This window comes from Pseudomonas sp. AN-1 (genome assembly GCF_034057115.1).
Classification (GTDB): domain Bacteria; phylum Pseudomonadota; class Gammaproteobacteria; order Pseudomonadales; family Pseudomonadaceae; genus Geopseudomonas.
Genome location: NZ_CP139195.1, coordinates 3,411,715 through 3,438,302, shown reverse-complemented (window position 1 = coordinate 3,438,302; position 26,588 = coordinate 3,411,715). Strand labels below are relative to the sequence as shown.

Genomic DNA, 26,588 nt, shown 5'->3' with positions numbered 1-26,588 from the left:
CTCCCCTTCTACGCTAGCCGTTGCGTGACGCATTGATTTATTATCCGCGATCTTACTCCAGCCCATCGAAAGGCGTGCGGCCGCACAGGCTGTTGGCGCGCAGGAAGCCCGGACATCGACAAGATGGCACTCACTCCCCCCCTGTTCCGCAGAAAGTTCCCTCTCCTGGTCACCGGCAGCCTGCTGGCCCTGGGCTCCGCTCCGCTGCTGCACGCCGCCGAGCAGTTCGACTGCCAGGCTTCGGCCGGCGGCGGCTGGGCCTGCGCGCCGAAGAGCACGCCGGGCGCCGTGCCGCCGCGCCCCCAGGCAGCGACGACGCCCGGCGCCGCCCCGACGCCCGCCGCCCAGGCCGCAGCGCAGGCCAGCGACAACGGCGGGCGCGCCCTCGCCTCGCGCAGCGCCGACTACAGCCACCTCGACTGGGTACCGCGCGAGCGCCTGAGCCAGGCCCAGCTGGCCGAGATCGCGCCCTTCTGCGCCGGCACCTACGTCGAGCCCCGGCGCGCCGGCATCACCGACGACACGCCGATGAGCGAGGCGCCCACCTTCGTCTCCGCGCGCGCCTCGCGCTACGACCAGCAGAACGAAACCACCACCCTCGCCGGCGACGTGGTGTTGCGCCAGGGCAGCATGCAGGCCGAGGCCGACGAGGCCAGCCTGCGTCAGCTGGAGAACAAGGGCGAGCTGGCCGGCAACGTGCGCCTGCGCGACAAGGGCATCCTGGTGGTCGGCGATCGCGCCGAGCTGCAGCTGGACAACGGCGAGGCCGTGGTCGAGAACGCCGAGTACGTGGTGCACGCCGCCAAGGCACGCGGCAGTGCCGAGTACGTCAAGCGCCGCGAGGACGCCGTGGTGCGCCTCAAGGACGGCACCTACACCCGCTGCGAGCCGGGCGAGAACACCTGGCACCTGAAGGGCAACAACATCACCCTGAACCCGGCCACCGGCTTCGGCACCGCCACCAACGTGACCCTGCGGGTGAAGGACGTACCGGTGTTCTACACCCCGTACATCTACTTCCCGATCGACGACCGTCGCCAGTCCGGCTTCCTGGCGCCGAGCCTGAGCTCCTCCAGCGACAACGGCCTCACCCTGCAGACACCCTACTACTTCAACCTGGCGCCCAACTACGACGCGACCCTGTACCCGACGTACATGGTCGATCGCGGCCTGCTGATGGAAGGCGAGTTCCGCTACCTGACTCCGGGCAGCGAAGGGCAGCTGGGTGGCGCCTGGCTCGACGACCAGGACGACACCCGCAAGCGGCAGTCGGAGTACGAGGACCAGCGCTGGATGTACAACTGGCAGCACCGCGGCGGACTGGATTCGCGCCTGCTGGCCGAGGTCGACTACACCGACATCAGCGACCCCTACTACTTCCAGGATCTGGATACCGACCTGGACATCTCCAGGCCGGAGTTCCTCGACCAGCGCGCCAGCCTGACCTGGCGCGGCGACAGCTACCGCGCCCGACTGGCCGCCCACGCCTACGAGCCGACCAGCGTGGTCGACATCACCCCCTACGACCGCCTGCCGCAGTTCAGCCTGGACGGCGCCCTGCCGTTCCAGCCGGGCGGCCTGCAGCTGAGCTACGGCGGCGAGTTCGTGCGCTTCGACCGCGACCTGCGCAGCGGCAACTTCATCGACGAAAACGGCGTTGCCGAGCCCTGGTACGACAACAATGTCACCGGCCTGGCCCGCGCCAACGGCGACCGCCTGCACGTCGAGCCGGGCGTCAGCCTGCCGCTGGAGTGGACCTGGGGCTTCGTCAAGCCGTCGGTCAAGTACCTGCACACCCAGTACGACCTCAGCCTCGACAGCCTGGGCAAGAGCCAGATGGCCGCCCTCGGCCAGCGCTTCGACGACGCGCCCGACCGCCAGGTGCCGATCGCCAGCCTCGATTCCGGCCTGTACTTCGACCGCGACAGCAGCTGGTTCGGCGGCTCGCGGCAGACCCTCGAGCCGCGCGCCTTCTACCTCTACGTGCCGGAGGAGAAGCAGGACGCCATCCCGGTGTTCGACACCGCCGAAAGCACCTTCAGCTACTCCTCGCTGTGGCGCGAGAACCGCTTCTCCGGCAAGGATCGCATCGGCGACGAGAACCGCCTGTCGCTGGGCGTGACCAGCCGCTGGCTCCAGAGCAACGGCTTCGAGCGCCAGCGCATCAGCCTCGGCCAGGCCTTCCACTTCGCCGACCGCAAGGTGCAGCTGCCGGGCATCGACTACCGCACGCGCAGCGACGCCACCGCCTCGCAGTCGCCCTACGCCCTGCAGTACCTGTACCGCTTCAACCGCGACTGGCGCCTGAACTCCGACTTCAACTGGGATCCGGACACCCACCGCACCCGCTCCGGCAGCGCCATGTTCCACTACCAGCCGGAAAACGACCCGCGCAAGGTGGTCAACCTCGGCTACCGCTACCGCAACGACAGCGTGCGCTACGACCAGGCCAGCGGCCAGTGGCGCTTCGGCGGCGACTTCGGTACCCCGGGCACCCCCGGCTACATCAAGGACTACTACAAGATCCAGCAGCACGACCTGTCCACCATCTGGCCGGTCGCGCCGCAGTGGAGCGTGATCGCCCGCTGGCAGCACGACTACAACCGCAATCGTACCCTCGAGGCCTTCGGCGGCTTCGAGTACGACAGCTGCTGCTGGAAGCTGCGTCTGATCAACCGCTACTGGGTCGACTACGACGAGACCAGCCTCAACCCCGACCGCAACGACGAGGCGGATCGCGGCATTTTCCTGCAGATCGTCCTCAAGGGCCTGGGCGGCGTCACCGGCAACAAGGTGGAGTCCTTCCTCGACCAAGGCATTCAAGGTTACCGTGAACGTGAAGACCAAGCTTATCAATAACCTGCGCCCCCTCGCCCTCGGCGCCCTGCTGCTCTGCGGCACGGCCTGGGCCGAGGTGCAGCCGCTCGACCGCGTGGTCGCCATCGTCGACAACGACGTGATCATGGCCAGTCAGCTCGAACGGCGCCTCGAAGAGGTGCAGCAGAACCTGGCCCGCCGCGGCGGCGAGCAGCCACCGCGCGAGCAGCTCGCCCAGCAGGTGCTCGAGCGGCTGATCGTCGAGAACCTGCAGCTGCAGATGGGCGAACGCTCGGGCATCCGCATCGGCGACGAGGAACTCAACCAGGCGCTGGCCACCATCGCCCAGCGCAACAACCTCAGCCTCGAGCAGTTCCGCGCCGCGCTGGCCCGCGACGGCCTGTCCTACGACGAGGCCCGCGAGCAGGTGCGCCGCGAGATGATCATCAGCCGCGTGCGCCAGCGCCGGGTGGCCGAGCGCATCCAGGTCAGCGACCAGGAGGTGAAGAACTTCCTCGCCTCCGACCTCGGCAAGCTGCAGCTGTCCGAAGAGTTCCGCCTGGCCAACATCCTCATCCCGCTCGGCGAGGGCGCCTCGGCCCAGTCCATCCAGGACGCCGAGCGCCAGGCCCGCGAGATCCACGCCCAGCTGACGCGCGGCGCCGACTTCGCCCGCCTGGCCGCGGCCCGTTCCGGCAGCGAGAACGCCCTGGAGGGCGGCGAGATCGGCTGGCGCAAGGCCGCCCAGCTGCCGCCGCCGTTCGACAGCATGATCGGCGCCCTCGGCGTCGGCGAGGTCACCGAGCCCGTGCGCACGCCGGCCGGCTTCATCATCCTCAAGCTGCTCGACAAGCGCGGCGGCGACAGCGGCGTGCTGCGCGAGGAAGTCCATGTGCGCCACATCCTGCTCAAGCCCAGCGAGATCCGCAGCGATGCGGAAACCCGCCAACTGGCCGAGCGCCTGTACGAGCGCCTGCAGGGCGGCGAGGACTTCGCCGCCCTGGCCAAGAGCTTCTCCGAAGACCCGGGCTCGGCGCTCAACGGCGGCGACCTCAACTGGGTCGAGCCGGGCTCGCTGGTGCCGGAGTTCCGCCAGGTGATGGCGGACAGCCCGGTCGGCCGCGTGTCCCAGCCGTTCCGCAGCCCGTTCGGCTGGCACGTGCTGGAGGTGCTGGACCGCCGCACCAGCGACGCCAGCGGCGAGGCCCGCGAACAGCAGGCGCTCAACCTGCTGCGCAACCGCAAGTACGACGAGGAACTGCAGAACTGGCTGCGCCAGATCCGCAGCGAAGCCTACGTGGAAACCCGCCTGTGAGTGCGGCACGGCGCTTCGCCCTGACCCCCGGCGAGCCGGCCGGCATCGGCCCCGACCTGTGCCTGCTGCTGGCTCGCGCGGCCCAGCCGCACGCGCTGGTGGCCGTCGCCAGCCGCGAGCTGCTGGCCGCACGCGCCGCGCAGCTGGGGCTGGACCTCGAGCTGCTCGAAGTCGGCCCCGGCGCCTGGCCGGAAGTGCCGGCGCCGGCCGGCAGCCTGTACGTGTGGGATACCCCGCTGGCCGTGCCGGCGGTCGCCGGCCAGCTCGATGCGCGCAACGCGCCCTACGTGCTGGAGACCCTGCTGCGCGCCGGCAACGGCTGCATTGACGGCAGCTTCGCGGGGATGATCACCGCGCCGGTGCACAAGGGCGTGATCAACGAGGCCGGCATCCCCTTCTCCGGGCACACCGAGTTCCTCGCCGAGCTGACCCACACCGAACAGGTGGTGATGATGCTCGCCACCCGCGGCCTGCGCGTGGCCCTGGTGACCACCCACCTGCCGCTGCGCGCGGTGGCCGACGCCATCACCGCCGAGCGCCTGGCCCGCGTCGCGCGCATCCTCGACGCCGACCTGCGCGGCAAGTTCGGCATCGCCAGGCCGCGCATCCTGGTCTGCGGCCTCAACCCGCACGCCGGCGAAGGCGGCCACCTGGGCCGCGAGGAGATCGAGGTGATCGAGCCGACCCTCGCGCAGCTGCGCGGCGAAGGCCTCGACCTGGTCGGCCCGCTGCCGGCCGACACCCTGTTCACCCCGAAACACCTGGAGCACTGCGACGCGGTGCTGGCCATGTACCACGACCAGGGCCTGCCGGTGCTCAAGTACAAGGGCTTCGGCGCCGCGGTCAACGTCACCCTCGGCCTGCCCATCGTGCGCACCTCGGTCGACCACGGCACCGCGCTGGACCTGGCCGGCAGCGGCCGCATCGACACCGGCAGCCTGCAGGTGGCGCTGGAAACGGCGTATCAGATGAGCGCCGGCCAGGCCTGACACGCCGCTCGGACCTTCTCTCCCCGCTCCGGGAGAGGGGCCCGCCCCGCACATGGCCGATCTGGCCAGCGGGCGCTGCAGCCTGTCGGCGCGTTCGCTGTTAAACTGCGGCTCTTTTCGCATTCGCTTCGAGCTTGCGGCTTGAAGCCTGGAGCCGCCCCATGTCCGAGCTGTACCAACACCGCGCCCGCAAGCGCTTCGGCCAGAATTTCCTGCATGATGCCGGGGTGATCCACCGCATCCTGCGCGCCATCCATGCGCGCCCGGGCGAGCATCTGGTGGAGATCGGCCCCGGCCAGGGCGCCCTCACCGAGGGGCTGCTCGGCAGCGGCGCGAAGCTCGACGTGATCGAGCTGGACCAGGACCTGCTGCCGCTGCTCAGGCTGCGCTTCGGCATCGATCCCAACTTCACCCTCAACGCCGGCGACGCGCTGAAGTTCGACTTCAACGCGCTGGTGCAGGGCGAGGAGAAGCTGCGGGTGGTCGGCAACCTGCCCTACAACATCTCCACCCCGCTGATCTTCCACCTGCTCGAGCACGCCTCGATCATCGGCGACATGCACTTCATGCTGCAGAAGGAGGTGGTCGAGCGCCTGGCCGCCACGCCTGGCGGCGGCGACTGGGGGCGGCTGTCTATCATGGTCCAGTACCACTGCCGGGTGGAACACCTGTTCAACGTCGGCCCCGGCGCCTTCAACCCGCCGCCCAAGGTCGACTCGGCCATCGTCCGCCTGGTGCCGCACGCCGTGCTGCCGCACCCGGCCCGCGACCACCGCCTGCTCGAGCGGGTGGTGCGCGAGGCCTTCAACCAGCGGCGCAAGACCCTGCGCAACACCCTCAAGCAGCTGCTGCCCGCTGCCGCCATCGAGGCCGCCGGCGTCGACGGCAGCCTGCGCCCGGAGCAGCTGGACCTCGCCGCCTTCGTGCGTCTGGCCGACCAGCTGGCGCTGCAGACACAACCCGAGTGAATCGCTAAGCTTTTACTTCAGGCCGCCCCGAAACCGCATATCGATGACCACACCGGATCCGCGTTACCAGATCGACGTCAGCGTCGCCACCCGCCACCTGCCCGAGCAGTCGCTGCCCGACCAGCAGCGTTACGCCTTCGCCTACACGGTGACCATCCGCAACAGCGGCGCCCTGCCCGCCAAGCTGCTGACCCGCCACTGGATCATCACCGACGGCAACGCCAAGGTGCAGGAAGTGCGCGGCCCCGGCGTGGTCGGCGAACAGCCGCTGCTGCAACCGGGCGAAAGCCACACCTACACCAGCGGCTGCGTGCTGGCCACCCCGGTGGGCAGCATGCACGGCAGCTTCGGCATGCAGGCCGGCGACGGTCACGCCTTCGACGCGCCGATCAGCGCCTTCCGTCTGGCGGTGCCCGGAGCGCTGCACTGATGGCGCTGTACGCGGTCGGCGACGTGCAGGGCTGCCTGCAGCCGCTGCAGTGCCTGCTCGAGCGGGTCGCCTTCGATCCGGCGCGCGACCGCCTGTGGCTGGTCGGCGACCTGGTCAACCGCGGCCCGCAGTCGCTGGAGACCCTGCGTTTCCTGTTCGCCATGCGCGATTCGGTGGTCAGCGTGCTGGGCAACCACGACCTGCACCTGCTGGCGGCGGCGCACAACATCGAGCGCCTGAAGAAGGGCGACACCCTGCGCGAGATCCTCGAGGCACCGGACCGCGACGACCTGCTCGAATGGCTGCGCCGCCTGCCGCTGCTGCACTACGACGAGGAGCGGCAGATCACCCTGGTGCACGCCGGCATCCCGCCGCAGTGGACGCTGAAGAAGGCGCGCAAGCGCGCCGCCGAGGTGGAGGAGGCACTGCGCGACGACGCCCGCCTGCCGCTGTTCCTCGACGGCATGTACGGCAACGAGCCGAACCAGTGGGACGGCAAGCTGCGCGGCATCACCCGCCTGCGGGTGATCACCAACTATTTCACCCGCATGCGCTTCTGCACCGCCGACGGCCGCCTCGACCTGAAGAGCAAGGAGGGCCTGGGCACCGCACCGAACGGCTACGGCCCCTGGTTCAGCCACCCCAACCGCAAGACCCGCGGCGAGCGGATCATCTTCGGCCACTGGGCCGCCCTGCAGGGACGCTGCAACGAGCCCGGCGTCGAGGCCCTGGATTCCGGCTGCGTGTGGGGCGAAGCCCTGACCCTGCTCGACGTCGACAGCGGCGAGCGCCATACCTGCAGTTGCCACAAGGAGCAGCCATGAGCGAATTCAAGCGCATCGATCCCGCCACCGCCCACGACCTGCGCGCCAAGGGCGCGGTGGTGGTCGACATCCGCGACCCGCACAGCTTCGCCAGCGGCCACGTTCCCGGTGCGCGTCACCTGGACAACCACTCGCTGGCCGACTTCATCGCCGGCGCCGACATGGACGCGCCGCTGCTGGTGATCTGCTACCACGGCAACTCCAGCCAGAACGCTGCCGCCTTCCTCGCCCACCAGGGCTTCGCCGAGGTGTACAGCATCGATGGCGGCTTCGAGCTGTGGCGCGCCCACTACCCCGACGAAGTCGCCCGCCTGCCCCACGACTGACCGCCGGCGCATTTGTAACAACTCGCCACCTCCTCTTGTTTTCCTGCTGCGCACGCGCCAAAGCAGGTCTATGCTCAGTTCAAGAGTCTTGCAAAAGGGAAAGCCGGACCACCGGCTTCCAGGCAGGTCGTACGACCATTGGGGGGTCGAGAGAGGGGAGCAGCAGGCCGGCGCCACGCGCCAGCCCGCCCGTGCCCGCCCGAGGCCCACTTACGTACAGGCATCGAGCGAGGTGACGTCATGAGCATTTTCAGCCATTTCCAGCAACGCTACGAAACAACGCGCCAGGAAGAGTACTCCCTGCAGGAGTATCTCGACCTCTGCAAGCAGGATCCCCTGACCTACGCCAGCGCCGCCGAGCGCATGCTCAAGGCCATCGGCGAGGCGCAACTGGTGGATACCTCCACCGATCCGAGGCTGTCGCGGATCTTCTCCAACAAGGTGATCCGCCGCTACCCGGCCTTCGCCGACTTCCATGGCATGGAAGACTGCATCGACCAGATCGTCTCCTACTTCCGCCACGCCGCCCAGGGCCTGGAAGAGAAGAAGCAGATCCTCTACCTGCTCGGCCCGGTCGGCGGCGGCAAGTCGTCCCTGGCCGAGAAGCTCAAGCACCTGATGGAGCACATCCCCTTCTACGCCATCAAGGGCTCGCCGGTGTTCGAGTCGCCGCTCGGCCTGTTCAACCCTGACGAGGACGGCGCCATCCTCGAGGAAGAGTACGGCATCCCGCGCCGCTACCTGAGTTCGATCATGTCGCCGTGGGCGACCAAGCGCCTCAACGAGTTCGGCGGCGACATCAGCAAGTTCCGCGTGGTCAAGCTGTACCCGTCGATCCTCAACCAGATCGCCATCGCCAAGACCGAACCGGGCGACGAGAACAACCAGGACATCTCCGCGCTGGTCGGCAAGGTCGACATCCGCAAGCTGGAGGAATTCCCGCAGAACGACCCTGACGCCTACAGCTACTCCGGCGCCCTGTGCCGCGCCAACCAGGGCATCATGGAATTCGTCGAGATGTTCAAGGCGCCGATCAAGGTGCTGCACCCGCTGCTGACCGCCACCCAGGAGGGCAACTACAACAGCACCGAGGGCCTCGGCGCCATCCCCTACAGCGGCATCCTGCTGGCCCACTCCAACGAGGCCGAGTGGCACAGCTTCCGCAACAACAAGAACAACGAGGCGTTCATCGACCGCATCTACATCGTCAAGGTGCCCTACTGCCTGCGCGTCACCGACGAGATCAGGATCTACGACAAGCTGCTGGTCAACAGCTCGCTGGCTCAGGCGCACTGCGCGCCGGACACCCTGAAGATGCTCGCCCAGTTCTCCGTGCTGAGTCGCCTGAAGGAGCCGGAGAACTCCAACATCTACTCGAAGATGCGCGTCTACGACGGCGAGAACCTCAAGGACACCGATCCCAAGGCCAAGTCGATCCAGGAGTACCGCGACAGCGCCGGCGTCGACGAGGGCATGACCGGCCTGTCGACCCGCTTCGCCTTCAAGATCCTGTCCAAGGTGTTCAACTTCGACCCGCACGAGGTGGCGGCCAACCCGGTGCACCTGCTCTACGTGCTGGAACAGCAGATCGAGCAGGAGCAGTTCCCCGCCGAGACGCGCGAGCGTTACCTGCGCTTCATCAAGGAATACCTGGCGCCGCGCTACGTGGAGTTCATCGGCAAGGAGATCCAGACCGCCTACCTCGAGTCCTACAGCGAGTACGGGCAGAACATCTTCGACCGCTACGTGCTGTACGCCGACTTCTGGATCCAGGACCAGGAGTACCGCGACCCGGAAACCGGCGAGATCCTCAACCGCGGCGCCCTCAACGAGGAGCTGGAGAAGATCGAGAAACCGGCCGGCATCAGCAACCCGAAGGACTTCCGCAACGAGATCGTCAACTTCGTGCTGCGGGCACGGGCCAACAACAACGGCAAGAACCCCTCGTGGCTGTCCTACGAGAAACTGCGCGCGGTGATCGAGAAGAAGATGTTCTCCAACACCGAGGACCTGCTGCCGGTCATCAGCTTCAACGCCAAGGGCAGCAAGGACGAGCAGCAGAAGCACAACGACTTCGTGCGGCGCATGGTCGAGCGCGGCTACACCGAGAAACAGGTACGCCTGCTCGCCGAATGGTATCTGCGCGTCCGCAAGTCGCAGTAGTAAGCTAGAGCAAGCCCTGGTCCGCAGCGGCGCCACCCGGCGCCGCTGTGGTCTGCGCCTCGGCCTCCAGTCCCGCACGGGAGCACGCCATGAGTTACGTCATCGACCGACGACTGAACGGCAAGAACAAGAGCACGGTGAACCGCCAGCGCTTCCTGCGGCGTTACCGTGACCACATCAAGAAGGCGGTGGAGGAAGCCGTCAGCCGGCGCTCCATCACCGACATGGAACACGGCGAGCAGATCAGCATTCCCTCCCGCGACATCGACGAACCGGTGCTGCACCACGGCCGCGGCGGCCGGCAGACCATCATCCATCCCGGCAACAAGGAGTTCACCACCGGCGAGCGCATCCCGCGGCCCTCCGGCGGTGGCGGCGGCGGTTCCGGCCAGGGCAAGGCCAGCAACTCCGGCGAGGGCATGGACGACTTCGTGTTCCAGATCACCCAGGAGGAGTTCCTCGACTTCATGTTCGAGGATCTCGCCCTGCCCAACCTGGTGAAGAAGCATCTCACCGGCATCGACAGCTTCAAGACGGTGCGCGCCGGCATCAGCAGCGAGGGCACGCCCGCCCGCCTGAACATCGTGCGCACCCTGCGCTCGGCCCACGCCCGGCGCATCGCCCTGTCCGGCTCCAGCCGCAACCACCTGCGCGAGCTGAAGGCCGAGCTGGAACGGCTGAAGGTCGAGGAGCCGGACAACTTCAGCGACATCCGCGACCTGGAGGAGAAGATCGCCGGACTGCGCGCGCGCATCGAGCGCCTGCCGTTCCTCGACACCTTCGACCTCAAGTACAACCTGCTGGTCAAGCAGCCCAACCCGACCTCCAAGGCGGTGATGTTCTGCCTGATGGACGTCTCCGGCTCGATGACCCAGGCCACCAAGGACATCGCCAAGCGCTTCTTCATCCTCCTCTACCTGTTCCTCAAGCGCAGCTACGACAAGATCGAGGTGGTGTTCATCCGCCACCACACCAGCGCCAAGGAGGTCGACGAGCAGGAGTTCTTCTACTCGCGCGAGACCGGCGGCACCATCGTCTCCAGCGCGCTCAAGCTGATGCAGGAAGTGATGGCCGCGCGCTACCCGGCCCACGAATGGAACATCTACGCCGCCCAGGCCTCGGACGGCGACAACTGGAACGACGACTCGCCGGTGTGCCGCGACATCCTGCTGCGCCAGATCATGCCGTTCGTGCAGTACTTCAGCTACGTGGAGATCACCCCGCGCGAACATCAGGCGCTGTGGCACGAGTACGAGCAGGTCGCCGCGGCCTTCCCGGACAGCTTCGCCCAGCAGCAGATCGTTTCCGCCGCCGACATCTACCCGGTATTCCGCGAACTCTTCCAGAGGAGGGTCGCCGCATGAGCCCTCGAGCCAAGAAAGGCCAGCCCCTGTCCACCGGTTCGGAGTGGACCTTCGAGCTGATCCGCAGCTACGACCGCGAACTCGCCCGGCTGGCCGAGCGCTACGCGCTGGACACCTACCCGAACCAGATCGAGGTGATCACCGCCGAGCAGATGATGGACGCCTACGCCTCGGTCGGCATGCCCATCGGCTACCACCACTGGTCCTACGGCAAGCACTTCCTCAGCACCGAGAAGGGCTACAAGCGCGGCCAGATGGGCCTGGCCTACGAGATCGTGATCAACTCCGATCCGTGCATCGCCTACCTCATGGAAGAGAACACCATGTGCATGCAGGCGCTGGTGGTGGCGCACGCCTGCTACGGCCACAACAGCTTCTTCAAGGGCAACTACCTGTTCCGCAGCTGGACCGACGCCAGCTCGATCATCGACTACCTGGTGTTCGCCCGCCAGTACATCGACAAGTGCGAGGAGCGCCACGGCATCGACGCGGTCGAGGACCTGCTCGACTCCTGCCACGCCCTGATGAACTACGGCGTCGACCGCTACAAGCGGCCCTACCCGATCTCCGCCGAGGAGGAGCGGCGCCGCCAGAAGGACCGCGAGGAGCAGCTGCAGCGCCAGGTCAACGACCTGTGGCGAACCATCCCCAAGGGCGCCGGCAAGGGGCGCGCCGACGACGGCAAGCGCTTCCCGCCCGAGCCGCAGGAGAACATCCTCTACTTCATCGAGAAGCACGCGCCGCTGCTGGAACCCTGGCAGCGCGAGGTGGTGCGCATCGTGCGCAAGATCGCCCAGTACTTCTACCCGCAGCGCCAGACCCAGGTGATGAACGAGGGCTGGGCCACCTTCTGGCACTACACCCTGCTCAACGACCTCTACGACGAGGGCCTGGTCACCGACGGCTTCATGATGGAGTTCCTCCAGTACCACACCAGCGTGGTCTACCAGCCGCCGTTCGACAGCCCCTACTACAGCGGCATCAACCCCTATGCGCTGGGCTTCGCCATGTACCGCGACATCCGCCGCATCTGCGAGGAGCCGACCGAGGAGGACCGTCGCTGGTTCCCCGACATCGCCGGCAGCGACTGGCTGGCCACCCTCAAGTTCGCCATGCAGAACTTCAAGGACGAGAGCTTCATCCAGCAGTTCCTCTCGCCGCGGCTGATCCGCGAGTTCCGCCTGTTCAGCATCCTCGACGACGACCAGCAGGACGAGCTGCTGGTCGACGCCATCCACGACGACAGCGGCTACCGCACCATCCGCGATCACCTGGCGGCGCAGTACAACCTCGGCAACCGCGAGCCCAACGTGCAGATCTGGAACGTCGACCGCCGCGGCGACCGCTCGCTGACCCTGCGCCACTACCAGCACGAACGCAAGCCACTGGCCAGCTCCACCGAGGACGTGCTGCGCCACCTGCACCGCCTGTGGGGCTTCGACGTGCACCTGGAGAGCATGCAGGGCGAACAGCGCGTGAACGTGCAGCACATGCCGCCCAAGCGCGAGCGCGAGACGGAAGGCAGCCACTTCGACCTGATCGCCCGCCCGGTCTGAGACCGGGCGCGCAACCCTTGCAGCACCGCCGTCGCCCTGCGCGCGGCGGCGCGCTATCCTCTGCGCCACCCCCCCATTGCCTGCAGGACACGCCATGCAGATCTACAAGGTGGGCGGCGCCGTGCGCGACCGCCTGCTCGGCCGCCCGGTCACGGAAACCGACTGGGTGGTGGTCGGCGCCCACGCCGAAGAACTCATCGCCCAGGGATTTCGCCCGGTCGGCGCCGACTTCCCGGTGTTCCTCCACCCGCAGAGCGGCGAGGAGTACGCCCTGGCGCGCACCGAGCGCAAGAGCGGGCGCGGCTACGGCGGCTTCACCTTCTACGCCAGCCCCGAGGTCACCCTCGAGGAAGACCTGATCCGCCGCGACCTGACCATCAACGCCATGGCCGAGGACGCCGACGGCCGAGTCATCGACCCCTACGGCGGCCAGCACGACCTCGCCCTGCACCTGCTGCGCCACGTCTCGCCGGCCTTCGCCGAGGACCCGCTGCGCGTGTTGCGCGTCGCCCGTTTCGCCGCGCGCTACGCGCCGCTGGGCTTTCGCGTCGCCGAGGAAACCCTGGCGCTGATGGCCGAGATCGCCGCCTCCGGCGAACTGGCCGACCTCACCGCCGAGCGGGTGTGGAAGGAGATCGAGCGCGCGCTGATGGAGCCGCGCCCCGAGGTGTTCATCCAGGTGCTGCGCGACTGCGGCGCCCTCGAGCAGCTGCTGCCCGAGCTGCAGGCGCTGTTCGGCGTGCCGCAGCCGGCGCAGCACCACCCGGAGATCGACAGCGGCGAGCACGTGCTGATGGTCCTGCGCCAGTGCGCCGAACACGACCAGCCGCTCCCCGTGCGCTGGGCCTGCCTGCTGCACGACCTGGGCAAGGGCCTGACCGACCCGGCCGAATGGCCGCGCCACATCGCCCACGAGAGCCGCGGCCTGCGCCTGATCGAGGCGGTCAACGCACGCTGCAAGGCGCCGCGCGACTGCGCCGAGCTGGCCCTGCTGGTCGGCGAATACCACACCCACGGCCACCGCGCCCTGGAGCTGCGCGCGCAGACCCTGGCCGAGCTGTTCCAGCACTTCGACCTGTACCGCCGCCCGGAGCGCTTCGAGGCGTTCGTCGCCGCCTGCGAGATGGACGCTCGCGGCCGCCTCGGCCTCGAGCGCCAGCCCTACCCGCAGGCCGACTACCTGCGCGCCGCCGCCAGGGTGGCGCGCGGCGTGGCGGTGCAGCCGCTGCTGGAGCAGGGCTTCAAGGGCGCGGAACTGGGCGAGGCGCTCAAGCGCGCGCGCCTGGCGGCGCTCAAGGCGTTCCGCGAGGCGCAGCGCGCCAACGCGCCGTAGGGTGCGCCGCACGCGCCTTGGACTGCAGGGTGTGGCTGGCGCGCATGGCGCACCCTAGGGTGCCGGAGGCGGAAAGCTGCTGCGCAGCTCTTCCGGCGTCAGCTCCGCGCCGCGCCAGACGAAGGGCACCGGCCACAGGCGCTGCTCGCTGCGCATCGCCTGCCAGAGGGCGGCGAAACTGCGCCCCTCGGCCGGATGGCGCGCCTCGGGGGCGAGCAGGGCCAGCGGCCAGAGCACGAAGGCGTTGCGCAGGATCTCCGCGCGCGGCAGTTGCAGGCCGTCGAAGTCGCCCACCAGGTCGTCGTAGAGCAGCACGTCGATGTCCAGCGGCAGGCCCTTGCGGTCGGGCGCATAGCGGCCGTTGTCCGCCTCGATGGCCTTGAGCCGGCGATCCAGCTCGGCCAGCGGCAGCTCGGTCCGCGCCGTCACCGCGAGGTTGTAGAACGGGCCGCTGCGGATGCCCACCGCCTCGCTCTCGAACACCGGCGAACAGCGCATGTCGACGAGAAAGGCCGCCAGTGCGTCGAGGCCGGCGGTCAGATGCGCGTGGCGGCGGACATTGCTGCCCAGGCCGAGAAACACCGTGGTCAGCGGCATCCGCGCTCGATCTCCACGCCGACGCCGCCGCGCGCCGCCGGCACCGCGCCGGGCTTGGCGATGCGCAGGCGCAGCCAGCGGATGCCGAACTCGGCCATCAGCAGCGTGGCCAGGCGCTCGGCGAAGGTTTCCACCAGCTGGAAGGTGCTCTCGGCCGCGAAGGCCTGTACCCGAGCACTGACCGCCGCGTAGTCGAGCGCTGCGGCCAGGTCGTCGCCGGCCGCCGCCGGGCGGATGTCCCAGCCCAGCTGCAGGTCCAGGATCAGACACTGGCGGATGCCGCGCTCCCAGTCGTACACGCCGATGACGGTGTCGACCTCCAGGCCGTCGATGAAGACTATGTCCACGCTATCCTCTTTCGCGTCACGACAAGGTCGCGCCGCCTCGTTAGAATCGGGGCTCCACCGCAGCGGAACCGATCATGCCCTGGCTTCTGGCCATTGTTGCCTACCTGCTCGGCTCGGTGTCGTTCGCCGTGCTGCTCAGCCGCCGGCTCGGCACCGCCGATCCGCGCCTGGGCGGCTCGGGCAACCCCGGCGCCACCAACATGCTGCGCCTGGGCGGGCGCCGCGCCGCGGCCCTGACCCTGCTCGGCGACCTGCTCAAGGGCCTGCTGCCGGTGCTGCTGGCCCGCCTCCTCGAACTGCCGCCGGTGCAGCAGGCCTGGATCGGCCTGGCCGCGGTGCTCGGCCACCTCTATCCGCTGTACTTCCAGTTCCGCGGCGGCAAGGGCGTCGCCACCGCCGCCGGCCTGCTGCTCGGCCTGCACTGGCCGACCGCCCTGCTGGCGCTGGCCGTCTGGCTGCTGCTCTTCACCCTGACCCGCACCAGCTCGCTGGCCGCGCTGCTCGCCACCGGCCTCTGCCTGCCGCTGCTGGCCTGGCAGCAACCGGTCCTGCTGCTGCCGCTCGGCCTGCTCGCCGGCCTGATCGTCTGGCGCCACCGCGGCAACCTGCGCGATCTCTCCGCCGGCCGCGAACGGCATTTCTAGACCGCCGGCAGCGTCTCCATCGACCAGCGCGGCTGCACGCCGATCGCCGGGCCGTCGTGCTGGCCGGCGAGCAGACGCTGGCAGCCGGCGTAGGCGATCATCGCCCCGTTGTCGGTGCAGAAGCGCGGCCGCGCATAGAACACCTGGCCGCGCAGCTCGCCGAGCATCTTCTCCAGCGCCTGGCGCAGCGCCTGGTTGGCGCTCACCCCACCGGCGATCACCAGGCGCTTCAGGCCGGTCTGCTTGAGCGCACGGCGGCACTTGATGGTCAGCGTCTCCACCACCGCCTGCTGGAAGGCCAGGGCGATGTCGGCGCGCGCCTGCTCGAGGTCGCCGCCCTCGCGCTCGCACTGCCGCCAGGTGTTGAGGGCGAAGGTCTTCAGGCCGCTGAAGCTGAACTCCAGGCCCGGCCGGTCAGTCATCGGCCGCGGGAACACGAAGCGCCCCGGCGTGCCCTGCTCGGCCAGCCGGGCGATCTCCGGACCACCCGGATAGCCGAGGCCGATCAGCTTGGCGGTCTTGTCGAAGGCCTCGCCGGCGGCATCGTCCAGCGACTCGCCGAGCAGCTGGTAGCGGCCGATGCCGTCGACCCGCACCAGCTGGGTATGCCCGCCGGACACCAGCAGGGCGACGAACGGGAACTCCGGCGGCGTCTCCTCCAGCATCGGCGCCAGCAGATGGCCTTCCATGTGGTGCACGCCGACCGCCGGCACACCCCAGGCCAGCGCCAGCGCCTGGGCGCAGGAGGCGCCGACCAGCAGCGCACCGACCAGGCCTGGCCCTGCGGTATAGGCCACCGCATCGATGTCGGCGAAGCCGCAGCCCGACTCGGCCAGCACCTGGCGGATCAGCGGCAGCATGCGCTTGACGTGGTCGCGCGAGGCCAGCTCGGGCACCACGCCGCCGTAGACGCGGTGCAGGTCGATCTGGCTGAACAGCGCATCGCCCAGCAGGCCGCGCTCGCTGTCGTACAGCGCCACGCCGGTTTCGTCGCAGGAAGTTTCCAGGCCAAGGACTCGCATCGGGCAACCCGTGATCGTTCGCTAAACCGCGCATGATAAGCGCCCGGAGCCTGCGACACCAAGCATCGGGCGAGGGTGGCGGACCACCGGCGGGCGGCTTTTCCCGTCTGGGGGCTTGGCAGTGCGGCTGTCAAGGGGTTAATATCCGCAGCCCTTGAAAACCGGTGCCTCCCGAGCCTTTTGCAGGATTGCACCATTCATACTCGGTAATCAGTGAAGGTACGACCTGGATGCCCGCCGTCAAAGTTAAAGAGAACGAACCCTTCGACGTAGCCCTGCGTCGTTTCAAGCGCTCCTGCGAAAAAGCCGGTGTTCTGGCTGAAGTGCGTAGCCGCGAGTTCTACGAAAAGCCCACCGCCGAGCGCAAGCGCAAGGCCGCGGCTGCCGTGAAGCGCCACGCCAAGAAAGTGCAGCGCGAGCAGCGTCGCCGCGAGCGTCTGTACTGAGTTACCACTCGGACAGCAGCGTCTCGCACAACACCCGGCTCATGCCGGGTGTTTGCTTTAGCAGCACCCCGACTCCGACTTGCCCGGCAAGCCTCGGAGTTTTTGCGTTTTCCGCCGCTTCGAACCGTACAGTCACGAGCAGCCCATGGCCGGCCTGATCCCCCAGCGCTTCATCGACGACCTGCTCAACCGCACCGACATCGTCGAGGTGGTGGGCGCGCGCGTGCAGCTGAAGAAGACCGGCAAGAACTACAGCGCCTGCTGCCCGTTCCACCAGGAAAAGACCCCCTCGTTCACCGTCAGCCCGGACAAGCAGTTCTACTACTGCTTCGGCTGCGGCGCCGGCGGCAACGCCCTCGGCTTCATCATGGACCACGACCACCTGGACTTCCCCCAGGCGGTCGAGGAGCTGGCCAAGCGCGCCGGCCTCGAGGTCCCGCGCGAGGACAGCCGCCCCGGGCAGAAGCCGCGCCAGAGCGTGGACTCGCCGCTGTACCCGCTGCTCGGCGCCGCCGCCGACTACTACCGCCAGGCGCTGAAGAGTCACCCGGCGCGTCAGGCGGCGGTGAACTACCTCAAGGGCCGCGGCCTGTCCGGCACCATCGCCCGCGACTTCGGCCTCGGCTTCGCCCCGCCCGGCTGGGACAACCTGTTGAAGCACCTGGGCGGCGACAGCCTGCAGCAGAAGGCGATGATCGACGCCGGCCTGCTGATCGAGAACGCCGAGGGCCGCCGCTACGACCGCTTCCGCGACCGGGTGATGTTCCCGATCCGCGACAGCCGCGGCCGGGTGATCGCCTTCGGCGGCCGGGTGCTCGGCGACGACAAGCCCAAGTACCTCAACTCGCCGGAAACCCCGGTGTTCCACAAGGGTCAGGAACTCTACGGCCTGTACGAGGCGCGCAGGAGCAACCGCGACCTCGACGAGATCCTGGTGGTCGAGGGCTACATGGACGTCATCGCCCTGGCCCAGCAGGGCCTGCGCAATGCGGTGGCGACCCTCGGCACAGCGACCAGCGAGGAGCACATCAAGCGCCTGTTCCGCGTCGTGCCGAGCATCCTGTTCTGCTTCGACGGCGACAGCGCCGGACGCAACGCCGCCTGGCGGGCGCTGGAATCCTGCCTGCCGAGCCTGCAGGACGGCCGCCGGGTGCGCTTCCTGTTCCTCCCCGAGGGCGAGGACCCTGACAGCCTGGTGCGCAGCGAGGGCGCCGACGCCTTCCGCGCCCGCATCAGCCAGCAGGCCGAACCGCTGGCCGAGTACTTCTTCCGCCATCTCGCCGAGGAAGCCGACCCGAGCACCCTCGAGGGCAAGGCGCACCTGGCCACCCTGGCCGCACCGCTGCTGGAGAAGATCCCTGGCGCCAACCTGCGCGCCCTGATGCGCCAGCGCCTCGGCGCGATCACCGGCCTGACCGGCGAGGCGCTCACCCAGTCGTCGCCTGCCCCGGGCGGCGAGGTGCCGCCGACCGACTTCCCGACGTCCTATGCCTATGCGGACGGCATCGAGTATGCCGCAGCGACCGGCCACCCCGAGCGCCCCGCCAGCCAGGAGCGCAAGCCCTGGCAGAAGAACGACTGGAAGGGCCGCAAGGGCGAGGCGCGCCGCGAGCCGCCGGCGGTCATGCCGCCGCGCGGCGGCGCCGGCGTCGAGTCGCCGACCCTCAGCGCCCTGCGCACCCTGCTGCACCATCCGCAGCTGGCGCAGAAGGTCGAGGACGCCGGCCACTTCGCCGCCGAGGACGACACCTGGACCCAGCTGCTGGTGGCCCTGCTGGAATCGCTGCAGAAACAGCCGCAGCAGAACTCGCTGCAACTGATCGCCCGCTGGCACGGCACGGAACAAGGGCGCCTGCTCCGCGGTCTAGCGGAAAAGGAATGGCTGATCAGTCAGGACAACCTTGAACAACAGTTTTTCGACACTATAACTACCTTGGCAGCCCGCCAGCGTGAGCGCAGCCTCGAAGGCCTGTTGCGCAAAGCGCGGCACAGCGAACTCAGCGCGGAGGAAAAGCTCCGCCTGCGCGCGCTTCTCAGCCGAAGCGAAGCCCCGTGAGCCCGGGGCCATCTGGTGCCAGCCAGCCCGGATCGACTATAATGCTCGGCTTCTTTTCAGCCCGCCAAGACCTTCAGTGGATAGGGTGAACATGTCCGTAAAAGCGCAACAGCAGTCCCGCCTCAAAGAGCTGATCGCCCGTGGTCGTGAGCAGGGTTACCTGACTTACGCCGAGGTCAACGACCACCTGCCGGAGGATATTTCCGATCCGGAACAGGTGGAAGACATCATCCGCATGATCAACGACATGGGGATCAACGTATTCGAGACAGCCCCGGATGCGGATGCCCTGCTGCTCGCCGAAGCGGACACCGACGAGGCCGCCGCCGAGGAAGCCGCCGCCGCCCTGGCCGCGGTGGAAAGCGACATCGGCCGCACCACCGATCCGGTGCGCATGTACATGCGCGAGATGGGCACCGTGGAGCTGCTCACCCGCGAAGGCGAGATCGAGATCGCCAAGCGCATCGAGGAAGGCATCCGCGAGGTGATGGGCGCCATCTCCCAGTTCCCCGGCTCGGTGGAGAGCATCCTCGCCGAATACCAGCGCGTCACCAGCGAAGGCGGCCGCCTGTCCGACATCCTCAGCGGCTACATCGACCCCGACGACGGCACCCTGCCGGCCGAGAGCGACGTCGAACTGCCCACCGCCAGCGCCAAGACGGCGGCCGCGGCCGTCGACGAGGACGAGGAAGAGGAAGCCGAGGACAAGGGCGACAGCGAGGAAGAGGGCGACGGCGGCCCCGATCCGGAAGAAGCCGCCCGCCGCTTCGGCGCCGTGTCCGAGCAGCTGGAGAAGACCCGCAAGACGCTGCAGAAGCATGGCCGTCACCACGCCGAGGCGATCGCCGCGCTGGGCACGCTGGCCGAGCTGTTCATGCCGATCAAGCTGGTGCCCAAGCAGTTCGACGCCCTGGTGGCCATGGTCCGCGACGCCCTCGAGCGCGTGCGCGGCCAGGAACGCGCCATCATGCAGCTGTGCGTGCGCGACGCGCGCATGCCGCGCGCCGACTTCCTCAAGCTGTTCCCCGGCAACGAGGTCGACCTGACCTGGAGCGAGGGCCTGACCACCGGCAAGGCCAAGTACGCCGAGGCCATCGGCCGCCTGCAGGCCGACATCGTGCGCAACCAGCAGGTGCTGGTCGACCTGGAGAACGAGGTCGGGCTGACCGTCGCCGAGATCAAGGAAATCAACCGGCAGATGTCGCTCGGCGAGGCCAAGGCCCGCCGCGCCAAGAAGGAGATGGTCGAGGCCAACCTGCGCCTGGTGATCTCCATCGCCAAGAAGTACACCAACCGCGGCCTGCAGTTCCTCGACCTGATCCAGGAAGGCAACATCGGCCTGATGAAGGCGGTGGACAAGTTCGAATACCGCCGCGGCTACAAGTTCTCGACCTACGCCACCTGGTGGATCCGCCAGGCGATCACCCGCTCGATCGCCGACCAGGCGCGCACCATCCGCATCCCGGTGCACATGATCGAGACCATCAACAAGCTCAACCGGATCTCCCGGCAGATGCTCCAGGAGATGGGCCGCGAGCCGACTCCGGAGGAGCTGGGCGAGCGCATGGAGATGCCCGAGGACAAGATCCGCAAGGTGCTGAAGATCGCCAAGGAGCCGATCTCCATGGAGACGCCGATCGGCGACGACGAGGACTCGCACCTGGGCGACTTCATCGAGGACTCCACCATGCAGTCGCCGATCGACGTGGCGACCGTGGAAAGCCTCAAGGAAGCCACCCGCGAGGTGCTCGCCGGCCTCACCGCCCGCGAGGCCAAGGTGCTGCGCATGCGCTTCGGCATCGACATGAACACCGACCACACCCTCGAGGAAGTCGGCAAGCAGTTCGACGTCACCCGCGAGCGCATCCGCCAGATCGAGGCCAAGGCCCTGCGCAAGCTGCGCCACCCGACCCGCAGCGAGCACCTGCGCTCGTTCCTCGACGAGTAAGGCGCCGCCCACGGACAAGCCCCGGCACCGCAAGGACCGGGGCTTTTTCCTGCCCGCGCGCCAGGCTTGGCGCGGATGCGCGGCCACCGCTATAATCGCCGCGCTTCGCCGGTCGCCCACGCGGCCACCGGCACCTCCAGACGCGACGCCCACCGTCCTCGCGCATGGAAGCAACCCTCGAGGTTCTCCCGTGGGCCTATAGCTCAGTTGGTCAGAGCAGGCGACTCATAATCGCTTGGTCGCAGGTTCAAGTCCTGCTGGGCCCACCATACAAATCAAGGGGTCAGGCGATCAGCCTGGCCCCTTGCCGTTTTCGGGGCGGAGCTTTCCTCATCTCCCGCCCCCCCGCTCCGCAGCCGATGGACGGCACCTGCCGCCGGGAACTCCGCACCACCCTTCCCCTCTGACGGGCACACCGCCCCGGTGTTTCAGAGGAGCCCATCATGCGCCGTACCCTGCTTGCCACTGCCCTTGTCCTGCTGCCCGCCGCCGGCGCCCTCGCCGACCATGACGGACACGGCGGGGATATCGGCTGGGGCGAGATCGCCACCTCGGCGGGGACTTCCGCCTCGCTGTACTCCACCTTCAAGGACGACAAGCTGGTGCTCGCCGCCGCGGACGACGCCTCCAGCTTCGTCGCCAGCGGCGGCGCGATCCGCGGCGCCTACCTGGAGGCCGCGCTGCAGCAGATCCGCCGCGACCATCCGGGCCTCGAGGCCAGCGACGAGGAGCTGGCCGGCGCCATCCTCGCCAGCGCCCAGGACGGCAGCCCGCGCTGACGCGCCTGCCACAGACGCCGAGGCCGCCCGCGGGCGGCCTCGGCGTTCATGCCCCGCTCACTCGCGACCGGCGTCCACCGGCACGCAGGCGCAGAACAGGTGGCGGTCGCCGTAGACGTTGTCGACCCGGTTGACCGCCGGCCAGTACTTGCACGCCCGGGTGTGTGCGCTGGGGGTCACTGCCTCGGCGATGCTGTAGGGCCGCTCCCAGACGCCGGTGACGTCGGCCAGGGTGTGCGGCGCGCGCTTGAGCGGGTTGTCGTCCGCCGGCCACTCGCCGGACTCGACCTTCGCGATCTCGGCGCGGATGCCCAGCATGGCCTCGACGAAGCGGTCCAGCTCGGCCTTCGACTCGCTCTCGGTGGGCTCGATCATCAACGTGCCGGGCACCGGGAAGGACATGGTCGGCGCATGGAAGCCGTAGTCCATCAGGCGCTTGGCGATGTCCTCCTCGCTGATCCCGCTGGACGCCTTGAGCGGGCGCAGGTCGATGATGCACTCGTGGGCCACCCGGCCGTTGCGACCGCTGTAGAGCACCGGGTAGGCCTCGGCGAGGCGCGTCGCCAGGTAGTTGGCGTTGAGGATCGCCACCTCGGTGGCCTCCTGCAGCTGCGGGCCCATCAGGGCGATGTACATCCAGCTGATCGGCAGGATGCTGGCGCTGCCCCATGGCGCGGCGCTGACCGCGCCGTTGCCGGGCAGCGGGCCGTCCAGCTCCACCACCGGGTGGTTGGCGAGGAACGGCGCGAGGTGCGCCTTGACGCCGATCGGGCCCATCCCCGGGCCGCCGCCGCCGTGGGGGATGCAGAAGGTCTTGTGCAGGTTCATGTGCGCCACGTCGGCGCCGATGTCGGCCGGGCGGCTGAGGCCGACCTGGGCGTTGAGGTTGGCGCCGTCCATGTACACCTGGCCGCCGTGGGCGTGCACCAGCGCGCAGATCTCGCGGATGCCCTCCTCGAACACGCCGTGGGTCGAAGGGTAGGTGATCATCAGGCAGGACAGCCGCTCGCCGGCCGCCGCGGCCTTGGCCTCGAGGTCGGCGAGGTCGACGTTGCCGGTCCTGTCGCAGGCCACCACCACCACCTGCAGGCCGGCCATGCTGGCGGTGGCCGGGTTGGTGCCGTGCGCCGAGGCGGGAATCAGGCAGATGTCGCGCTGCGTCTCGCCGCGGCTGGCGTGGTAGTGCTGGATCGCCAGCAGGCCGGCGTACTCGCCCTGCGCTCCGGAGTTGGGCTGCATGCTGATGGCGTCGAAGCCGGTGATCGCGCACAGCCAGCCTTCCAGCTCGCCGATCATCCGCTGGTAGCCGCGCGCCTGCTCGCGCGGCACGAAGGGGTGCAGGCTGGCGAACTCGGGCCAGCTGACCGGCAGCATCTCGCTGGTGGCGTTGAGCTTCATGGTGCAGGAACCGAGCGGGATCATCGCCTGGTTGAGCGCCAGGTCGCGGCCCTCCAGCTGGCGCAGGTAGCGCAGCATCTCGGTCTCGCTGTGGTGGCTGTTGAACACCGGATGCTCGAGGAAGCCGGAGGTGCGCGCCAGATCGGCGGGAATGCCGGCAGGCAGCGCCGGGTCGTCGGCCAGCGCGGCGAGGTCGATGCCATGGTCGGCGCCGAGGAAGATCTGCGCCAGCCGCTCGACGGTGTCCAGCGTGCAGGTCTCGTCGAGGCTGAGGCCGAGCTGGCCGCGGCCGAGGATGCGCAGGTTGATCCGCGCGGCGCTGGCGCTCTCCAGGATCGCCTGCTGGGCGCCGCCGACTTCGAGGGTCAGGGTGTCGAAGAACTGCCGGTTGCGGCGGGCGATGCCGCCCTGCTCGAGTGCCGCGGCGAGGATCGCGGTGAGCCGCTGCACCCGCCCGGCGATGCGCTTGAGGCCATGCGGCCCGTGATAGACGGCGTAGAAGCCGGCCATGTTGGCCAGCAGCGCCTGCGCGGTGCAGATGTTGGAGTTGGCCTTCTCGCGGCGGATGTGCTGCTCGCGGGTCTGCAGCGCCATGCGCAGGGCGACGTTGCCGCGCGCGTCCCTGGACACGCCGATGATGCGTCCCGGCATGGCGCGCTTGAACTCGTCGCGGCAGGCGAAGAAGGCCGCGTGCGGGCCGCCGTAGCCCATCGGCACGCCGAAGCGCTGGGCGCTGCCCAGGGCGATGTCGGCGCCCAGCTCGCCGGGCGGGGTGAGCAGCACCAGGGCGAGCAGGTCGCAGGCCACGCAGGCCAGCGCCTGCTGGGCGTGCAGCTGCGCGATCAGCGGGCGCAGGTCGCGGATCTCGCCGTGGCTGTCGGGGTACTGCAGCAGCGCGCCGAACACCTGGTGCCGGCCGAGCTGCTCCGGGCTGTCGATCACCAGCTCGAAGCCGAAGCCGGCGGCGCGGGTCTGCAGCACCGAGAGGGTCTGCGGATGGCAGTTCTCGTCGACGAAGAAGCGGTTGCTGGCGCTCTTCGCCACCCGGCGGGCCATGGCCATGGCCTCGGCGGCGGCGGTGGCCTCGTCGAGCAGCGAGGCGCTGGCCAGCTCGAGGCCGGCGAGGTCGCAGGTCAGCTGCTGGAAGTTGAGCAGCGCCTCCAGGCGGCCTTGGGAGATCTCCGGCTGGTAGGGCGTGTAGGCGGTGTACCAGCCGGGATTTTCCAGCACGTTGCGCAGGATCACCGGCGGGGTGTGGGTGCCGTAGTAGCCCATGCCGATCAGGCTGGTCCACAGCTCGTTCTGTTCGGCATGGCTGCGCAGGCGGGCCAGCGCGGCCTGCTCGTCGAGCGCCGGCGGCAGCGCCAGCGGGCCGGCCAGGCGGATCGCCGGCGGCACGCTCTGACCGATCAGCTCGGCGCGGTCGGCGACACCGAGGGCGGCGAGCATGGCGCGCTGCTCGGCGGCATCGGGGCCGATATGGCGATGGAGGAAGGCTTCGGGCTGCAGCAGGTCGCTGGGGCGGGACATGGCACGGACTCCGGAACGGGGGTCCGGCCGCTCCGGCAGCCGGACAGGCGTTTGGCGCGGAGCCGGCAGCCCCGCCGGCAGGCGCGGGCCACCGGCGGGAGGGGGATCAGGCGTCGCAGCTGGCCTGGTAGGCGGCGGCGTCGAGCAGCTGGTCGAGGTCGCTGGCGCTGGCTGGCTGCAGCTTGAAGAACCAGGCGCCGTAGGGGTCGCCGTTGATGCTTTCCGGCGCGTCGGCCAGCGCCTCGTTGACCGCGATCACGGTGCCGGCGACCGGCGCGTAGATGTCCGAGGCGGCCTTCACCGACTCGACCACGCCGGCCTGCTCGCCGGCGGCCAGCGCCTTGCCGACTTCCGGCAGTTCGACGAAGACCACGTCGCCGAGGGCTTCCTGGGCGTGGTCGGTGATGCCCACGGTGACGCTGCCGTCCTGTTCCAGGCGGGCCCATTCGTGGCTGGCGGCATAACGCAGTTCGGCGGGAGTGTTGCTCATTGTTGGATTCCTTGTTCGATTCGGCGCCGGGGCGGCACCCGCGGAGAATGTGCGCTCAACAGTACAGGGACGCGGTCGGCGCGGCTACGTCCCGCGCCCTCAGATCAGCGGCTTGCCGTGACGCACGAAGCTCGGCTTGACCACCCGCACCGGGTACCACTTGCCGCGGATCTCCACCTCGGCGCGCTCGCCGGTGCCGGCCGGCACGCGGGCCAGGGCGATGGCCTTGCCGAGGGTCGGCGAGAAGCTGCCGCTGGTGATCTCGCCGTCGCCGATGCCGGCCACGCGCACCACCTGGTGGGCGCGCAGCACGCCGCGCTCCTCGAGCACCAGGCCGACCAGTTTGGTCTCGGCGCCGCCGCCGTCGCGCTGCGCCTGCAGGGCGGCGCGGCCGATGAAGTCGCGCTCGGCCGGCTGCCAGGCGATGGTCCAGGCGAGGTTGGCGGCCATCGGCGTCACCGTCTCGTCCATGTCCTGGCCGTACAGGTTGAGGCCGGCCTCGAGGCGCAGGGTGTCGCGCGCGCCGAGACCGGCCGGGGTGATGCCGGCGCCGACCAGGTCGTTGAGGAAGCCCGGCGCCTCGGCGGCCGGCAGCATGATCTCCAGGCCGTCCTCGCCGGTGTAGCCGGTGCGGGCGATGAACCAGTCGCCCTCGGCCTGGCCGTGGAACGGCTTGAGGGCGCGGATCAGCGCGGCGCGCGGCGGGGTGACCAGCGCGGCGCAGCGCTCCAGGGCGTGCGGGCCCTGTACGGCGAGCATGGCCAGGTCGTCGCGCTCGCGGATCTCGACGGCGAAGCCCTCGGCCTGCGCCTGCAGCCAGGCGAGGTCCTTGGCGCGGGTGGCGGCGTTGACCACCAGGCGGTAGCCGCCCGCGCTGCGGTAGACGATCAGGTCGTCGATCACCCCGCCCTCGGGGTTGAGCATCAGGCTGTACAGCCCCTTGCCGACCGCATCGAGGCGCGCCACGTCGTTGGCCAGCAGGCGGCGCAGGTACTCCCCGGCCTGGGGCCCGGCGACGTCCACCACGGTCATGTGCGAGACGTCGAAGACCCCGCAGTCGCTGCGCACCTGATGGTGCTCCTCGACTTGCGAACCGTAGTGCAGCGGCATGTCCCAGCCGCCGAAGTCGACCATCTTGGCGCCCAGCGCCACGTGCAGATCATGGAGGGGTGTACGCTGTCCCATGGGAACCTCTTCCGGGCCTCGAATGGCGGGCATTGTAGCCGCAAATCCGCCAGCGGACATG

The 26,588-nt window shown here is 69.1% G+C and carries 22 protein-coding genes and 1 tRNA gene; 17 read left to right on the top strand and 6 right to left on the bottom strand.

Translation table 11 applies throughout. The features are described 5' to 3' along the window. The first annotated feature begins 123 nt into the window (after positions 1 to 123). The 11 genes from SK095_RS16200 (at position 124) to SK095_RS16150 (ending at position 14,085) form a co-directional block, all read left to right on the top strand. Positions 124 to 2,859 carry an LPS-assembly protein LptD gene (locus SK095_RS16200; protein WP_320546845.1) on the top strand — a complete coding sequence of 912 codons (2,736 nt, stop codon included), beginning with the start codon at positions 124 to 126 and terminating at the stop codon, positions 2,857 to 2,859. After that, the gene (locus tag SK095_RS16195) at positions 2,837 to 4,132 is read left to right on the top strand and encodes a peptidylprolyl isomerase (protein ID WP_320546844.1); all 1,296 of its coding nucleotides are present in this window, start codon (positions 2,837 to 2,839) and stop codon (positions 4,130 to 4,132) included. The genes SK095_RS16200 and SK095_RS16195 overlap by 23 nt, the downstream gene beginning before the upstream one ends. Beyond that, positions 4,129 to 5,121 (top strand): 4-hydroxythreonine-4-phosphate dehydrogenase PdxA, encoded by a 993-nt coding sequence (gene pdxA / locus SK095_RS16190; RefSeq protein WP_320546843.1) that lies wholly within the window; start codon positions 4,129 to 4,131, stop codon positions 5,119 to 5,121. Before SK095_RS16195 ends, pdxA begins: the two co-directional genes overlap by 4 nt. A 161-nt stretch (positions 5,122 to 5,282) precedes the next feature. Continuing rightward, positions 5,283 to 6,089, top strand: coding sequence for a 16S rRNA (adenine(1518)-N(6)/adenine(1519)-N(6))-dimethyltransferase RsmA (gene rsmA / locus SK095_RS16185; protein WP_136490406.1), 807 nt, complete (start codon positions 5,283 to 5,285; stop codon positions 6,087 to 6,089). 43 nt (positions 6,090 to 6,132) lie between these two features. Then, positions 6,133 to 6,519, top strand: coding sequence for a Co2+/Mg2+ efflux protein ApaG (gene apaG, locus SK095_RS16180; RefSeq protein ID WP_136490405.1), 387 nt, complete (start codon positions 6,133 to 6,135; stop codon positions 6,517 to 6,519). After that, a complete protein-coding gene (locus tag SK095_RS16175; protein ID WP_136490404.1) occupies positions 6,519 to 7,343 on the top strand; it encodes a symmetrical bis(5'-nucleosyl)-tetraphosphatase in 825 nt (274 codons plus the stop codon). Before apaG ends, SK095_RS16175 begins: the two co-directional genes overlap by 1 nt. Further along, complete coding sequence (glpE, locus tag SK095_RS16170) at positions 7,340 to 7,669, top strand: thiosulfate sulfurtransferase GlpE (RefSeq protein WP_136490403.1); 330 nt, start codon at positions 7,340 to 7,342, stop codon at positions 7,667 to 7,669. The genes SK095_RS16175 and glpE overlap by 4 nt, the downstream gene beginning before the upstream one ends. 240 nt (positions 7,670 to 7,909) lie before the next feature. Further along, positions 7,910 to 9,832 (top strand): PrkA family serine protein kinase, encoded by a 1,923-nt coding sequence (locus tag SK095_RS16165; RefSeq protein WP_136490402.1) that lies wholly within the window; start codon positions 7,910 to 7,912, stop codon positions 9,830 to 9,832. A gap of 89 nt (positions 9,833 to 9,921) precedes the next feature. Next, entirely contained in the window at positions 9,922 to 11,196 is a 1,275-nt protein-coding gene (locus SK095_RS16160) for a YeaH/YhbH family protein (protein ID WP_136490401.1), read from the top strand. Further along, entirely contained in the window at positions 11,193 to 12,752 is a 1,560-nt protein-coding gene (locus SK095_RS16155; protein ID WP_136490400.1) for a SpoVR family protein, read from the top strand. The genes SK095_RS16160 and SK095_RS16155 overlap by 4 nt, the downstream gene beginning before the upstream one ends. A gap of 94 nt (positions 12,753 to 12,846) precedes the next feature. Then, positions 12,847 to 14,085 carry a multifunctional CCA addition/repair protein gene (locus tag SK095_RS16150; RefSeq protein WP_136490399.1) on the top strand — a complete coding sequence of 413 codons (1,239 nt, stop codon included), beginning with the start codon at positions 12,847 to 12,849 and terminating at the stop codon, positions 14,083 to 14,085. A gap of 54 nt (positions 14,086 to 14,139) precedes the next feature. On the opposite strand, the gene folK is transcribed toward SK095_RS16150, so the two are convergent. Then, on the bottom strand, positions 14,140 to 14,682 hold the full coding sequence (gene folK / locus SK095_RS16145; RefSeq protein WP_201486690.1) for a 2-amino-4-hydroxy-6-hydroxymethyldihydropteridine diphosphokinase: 543 nt from the start codon (positions 14,680 to 14,682) through the stop codon (positions 14,140 to 14,142). Then, positions 14,673 to 15,029 (bottom strand): dihydroneopterin aldolase, encoded by a 357-nt coding sequence (folB, locus tag SK095_RS16140; protein WP_201486691.1) that lies wholly within the window; start codon positions 15,027 to 15,029, stop codon positions 14,673 to 14,675. Before folB ends, folK begins: the two co-directional genes overlap by 10 nt. A gap of 74 nt (positions 15,030 to 15,103) precedes the next feature. Between folB and plsY the strand changes: the two genes are divergently transcribed. After that, positions 15,104 to 15,673, top strand: a complete 570-nt coding sequence (plsY, locus tag SK095_RS16135; RefSeq protein WP_136490396.1) for a glycerol-3-phosphate 1-O-acyltransferase PlsY — start codon at positions 15,104 to 15,106, stop codon at positions 15,671 to 15,673. Here the strand turns inward: plsY and tsaD are convergent. Continuing rightward, positions 15,670 to 16,695, bottom strand: a complete 1,026-nt coding sequence (gene tsaD / locus SK095_RS16130) for a tRNA (adenosine(37)-N6)-threonylcarbamoyltransferase complex transferase subunit TsaD (protein ID WP_136490395.1) — start codon at positions 16,693 to 16,695, stop codon at positions 15,670 to 15,672. The two genes, plsY and tsaD, sit on opposite strands and share 4 nt — an antisense overlap. 230 nt (positions 16,696 to 16,925) lie before the next feature. Between tsaD and rpsU the strand changes: the two genes are divergently transcribed. The 5 genes from rpsU to SK095_RS16105 all read left to right on the top strand — a co-directional run bounded on the left by rpsU (position 16,926) and on the right by SK095_RS16105 (position 21,924). After that, positions 16,926 to 17,141, top strand: coding sequence for a 30S ribosomal protein S21 (gene rpsU, locus SK095_RS16125; RefSeq protein ID WP_003085057.1), 216 nt, complete (start codon positions 16,926 to 16,928; stop codon positions 17,139 to 17,141). Between the two features lie 145 nt (positions 17,142 to 17,286). Next, positions 17,287 to 19,197: a DNA primase gene (dnaG, locus tag SK095_RS16120; protein WP_320546842.1), complete on the top strand. Its 1,911-nt coding sequence runs from the start codon at positions 17,287 to 17,289 to the stop codon at positions 19,195 to 19,197. 91 nt (positions 19,198 to 19,288) lie between these two features. Beyond that, a complete protein-coding gene (gene rpoD / locus SK095_RS16115; RefSeq protein WP_201486693.1) occupies positions 19,289 to 21,145 on the top strand; it encodes an RNA polymerase sigma factor RpoD in 1,857 nt (618 codons plus the stop codon). A 192-nt stretch (positions 21,146 to 21,337) separates the two neighbouring features. Then, positions 21,338 to 21,414, top strand: a tRNA-Ile gene (locus SK095_RS16110). 174 nt (positions 21,415 to 21,588) lie between these two features. Next, a complete protein-coding gene (locus SK095_RS16105; protein ID WP_136490392.1) occupies positions 21,589 to 21,924 on the top strand; it encodes a DUF2388 domain-containing protein in 336 nt (111 codons plus the stop codon). 57 nt (positions 21,925 to 21,981) lie between these two features. Here SK095_RS16105 and gcvP read toward each other — a convergent pair whose 3' ends face one another. From gcvP to gcvT, 3 genes are all read right to left on the bottom strand, one after another. Next, positions 21,982 to 24,852: an aminomethyl-transferring glycine dehydrogenase gene (gene gcvP / locus SK095_RS16100; protein ID WP_320546841.1), complete on the bottom strand. Its 2,871-nt coding sequence runs from the start codon at positions 24,850 to 24,852 to the stop codon at positions 21,982 to 21,984. Between the two features lie 106 nt (positions 24,853 to 24,958). After that, positions 24,959 to 25,342: a glycine cleavage system protein GcvH gene (gcvH, locus tag SK095_RS16095; protein ID WP_136490390.1), complete on the bottom strand. Its 384-nt coding sequence runs from the start codon at positions 25,340 to 25,342 to the stop codon at positions 24,959 to 24,961. A gap of 99 nt (positions 25,343 to 25,441) precedes the next feature. Then, positions 25,442 to 26,527: a glycine cleavage system aminomethyltransferase GcvT gene (gcvT, locus tag SK095_RS16090; RefSeq protein ID WP_136490389.1), complete on the bottom strand. Its 1,086-nt coding sequence runs from the start codon at positions 26,525 to 26,527 to the stop codon at positions 25,442 to 25,444. Between the last annotated feature and the right edge of the window lie 61 nt (positions 26,528 to 26,588).

Bases quoted from the DNA above. Each gene is read 5' to 3' on its own strand.
- plsY (WP_136490396.1), top strand. From the start codon at position 15,104: ATGCCCTGGCTTCTGGCCATTGTTGCCTACCTGCTCGGCTCGGTGTCG.
- SK095_RS16105 (WP_136490392.1), top strand. From the start codon at position 21,589: ATGCGCCGTACCCTGCTTGCCACTGCCCTTGTCCTGCTGCCCGCCGCC.
- SK095_RS16165 (WP_136490402.1), top strand. From the start codon at position 7,910: ATGAGCATTTTCAGCCATTTCCAGCAACGCTACGAAACAACGCGCCAG.
- gcvT (WP_136490389.1), bottom strand. From the start codon at position 26,527: ATGGGACAGCGTACACCCCTCCATGATCTGCACGTGGCGCTGGGCGCC.
- SK095_RS16155 (WP_136490400.1), top strand. From the start codon at position 11,193: ATGAGCCCTCGAGCCAAGAAAGGCCAGCCCCTGTCCACCGGTTCGGAG.
- rsmA (WP_136490406.1), top strand. From the start codon at position 5,283: ATGTCCGAGCTGTACCAACACCGCGCCCGCAAGCGCTTCGGCCAGAAT.
- apaG (WP_136490405.1), top strand. From the start codon at position 6,133: ATGACCACACCGGATCCGCGTTACCAGATCGACGTCAGCGTCGCCACC.
- folK (WP_201486690.1), bottom strand. From the start codon at position 14,682: ATGCCGCTGACCACGGTGTTTCTCGGCCTGGGCAGCAATGTCCGCCGC.
- rpsU (WP_003085057.1), top strand. From the start codon at position 16,926: ATGCCCGCCGTCAAAGTTAAAGAGAACGAACCCTTCGACGTAGCCCTG.
- SK095_RS16160 (WP_136490401.1), top strand. From the start codon at position 9,922: ATGAGTTACGTCATCGACCGACGACTGAACGGCAAGAACAAGAGCACG.
- gcvH (WP_136490390.1), bottom strand. From the start codon at position 25,342: ATGAGCAACACTCCCGCCGAACTGCGTTATGCCGCCAGCCACGAATGG.
- SK095_RS16175 (WP_136490404.1), top strand. From the start codon at position 6,519: ATGGCGCTGTACGCGGTCGGCGACGTGCAGGGCTGCCTGCAGCCGCTG.
- glpE (WP_136490403.1), top strand. From the start codon at position 7,340: ATGAGCGAATTCAAGCGCATCGATCCCGCCACCGCCCACGACCTGCGC.
- dnaG (WP_320546842.1), top strand. From the start codon at position 17,287: ATGGCCGGCCTGATCCCCCAGCGCTTCATCGACGACCTGCTCAACCGC.
- gcvP (WP_320546841.1), bottom strand. From the start codon at position 24,852: ATGTCCCGCCCCAGCGACCTGCTGCAGCCCGAAGCCTTCCTCCATCGC.
- SK095_RS16200 (WP_320546845.1), top strand. From the start codon at position 124: ATGGCACTCACTCCCCCCCTGTTCCGCAGAAAGTTCCCTCTCCTGGTC.
- tsaD (WP_136490395.1), bottom strand. From the start codon at position 16,695: ATGCGAGTCCTTGGCCTGGAAACTTCCTGCGACGAAACCGGCGTGGCG.
- SK095_RS16150 (WP_136490399.1), top strand. From the start codon at position 12,847: ATGCAGATCTACAAGGTGGGCGGCGCCGTGCGCGACCGCCTGCTCGGC.
- rpoD (WP_201486693.1), top strand. From the start codon at position 19,289: ATGTCCGTAAAAGCGCAACAGCAGTCCCGCCTCAAAGAGCTGATCGCC.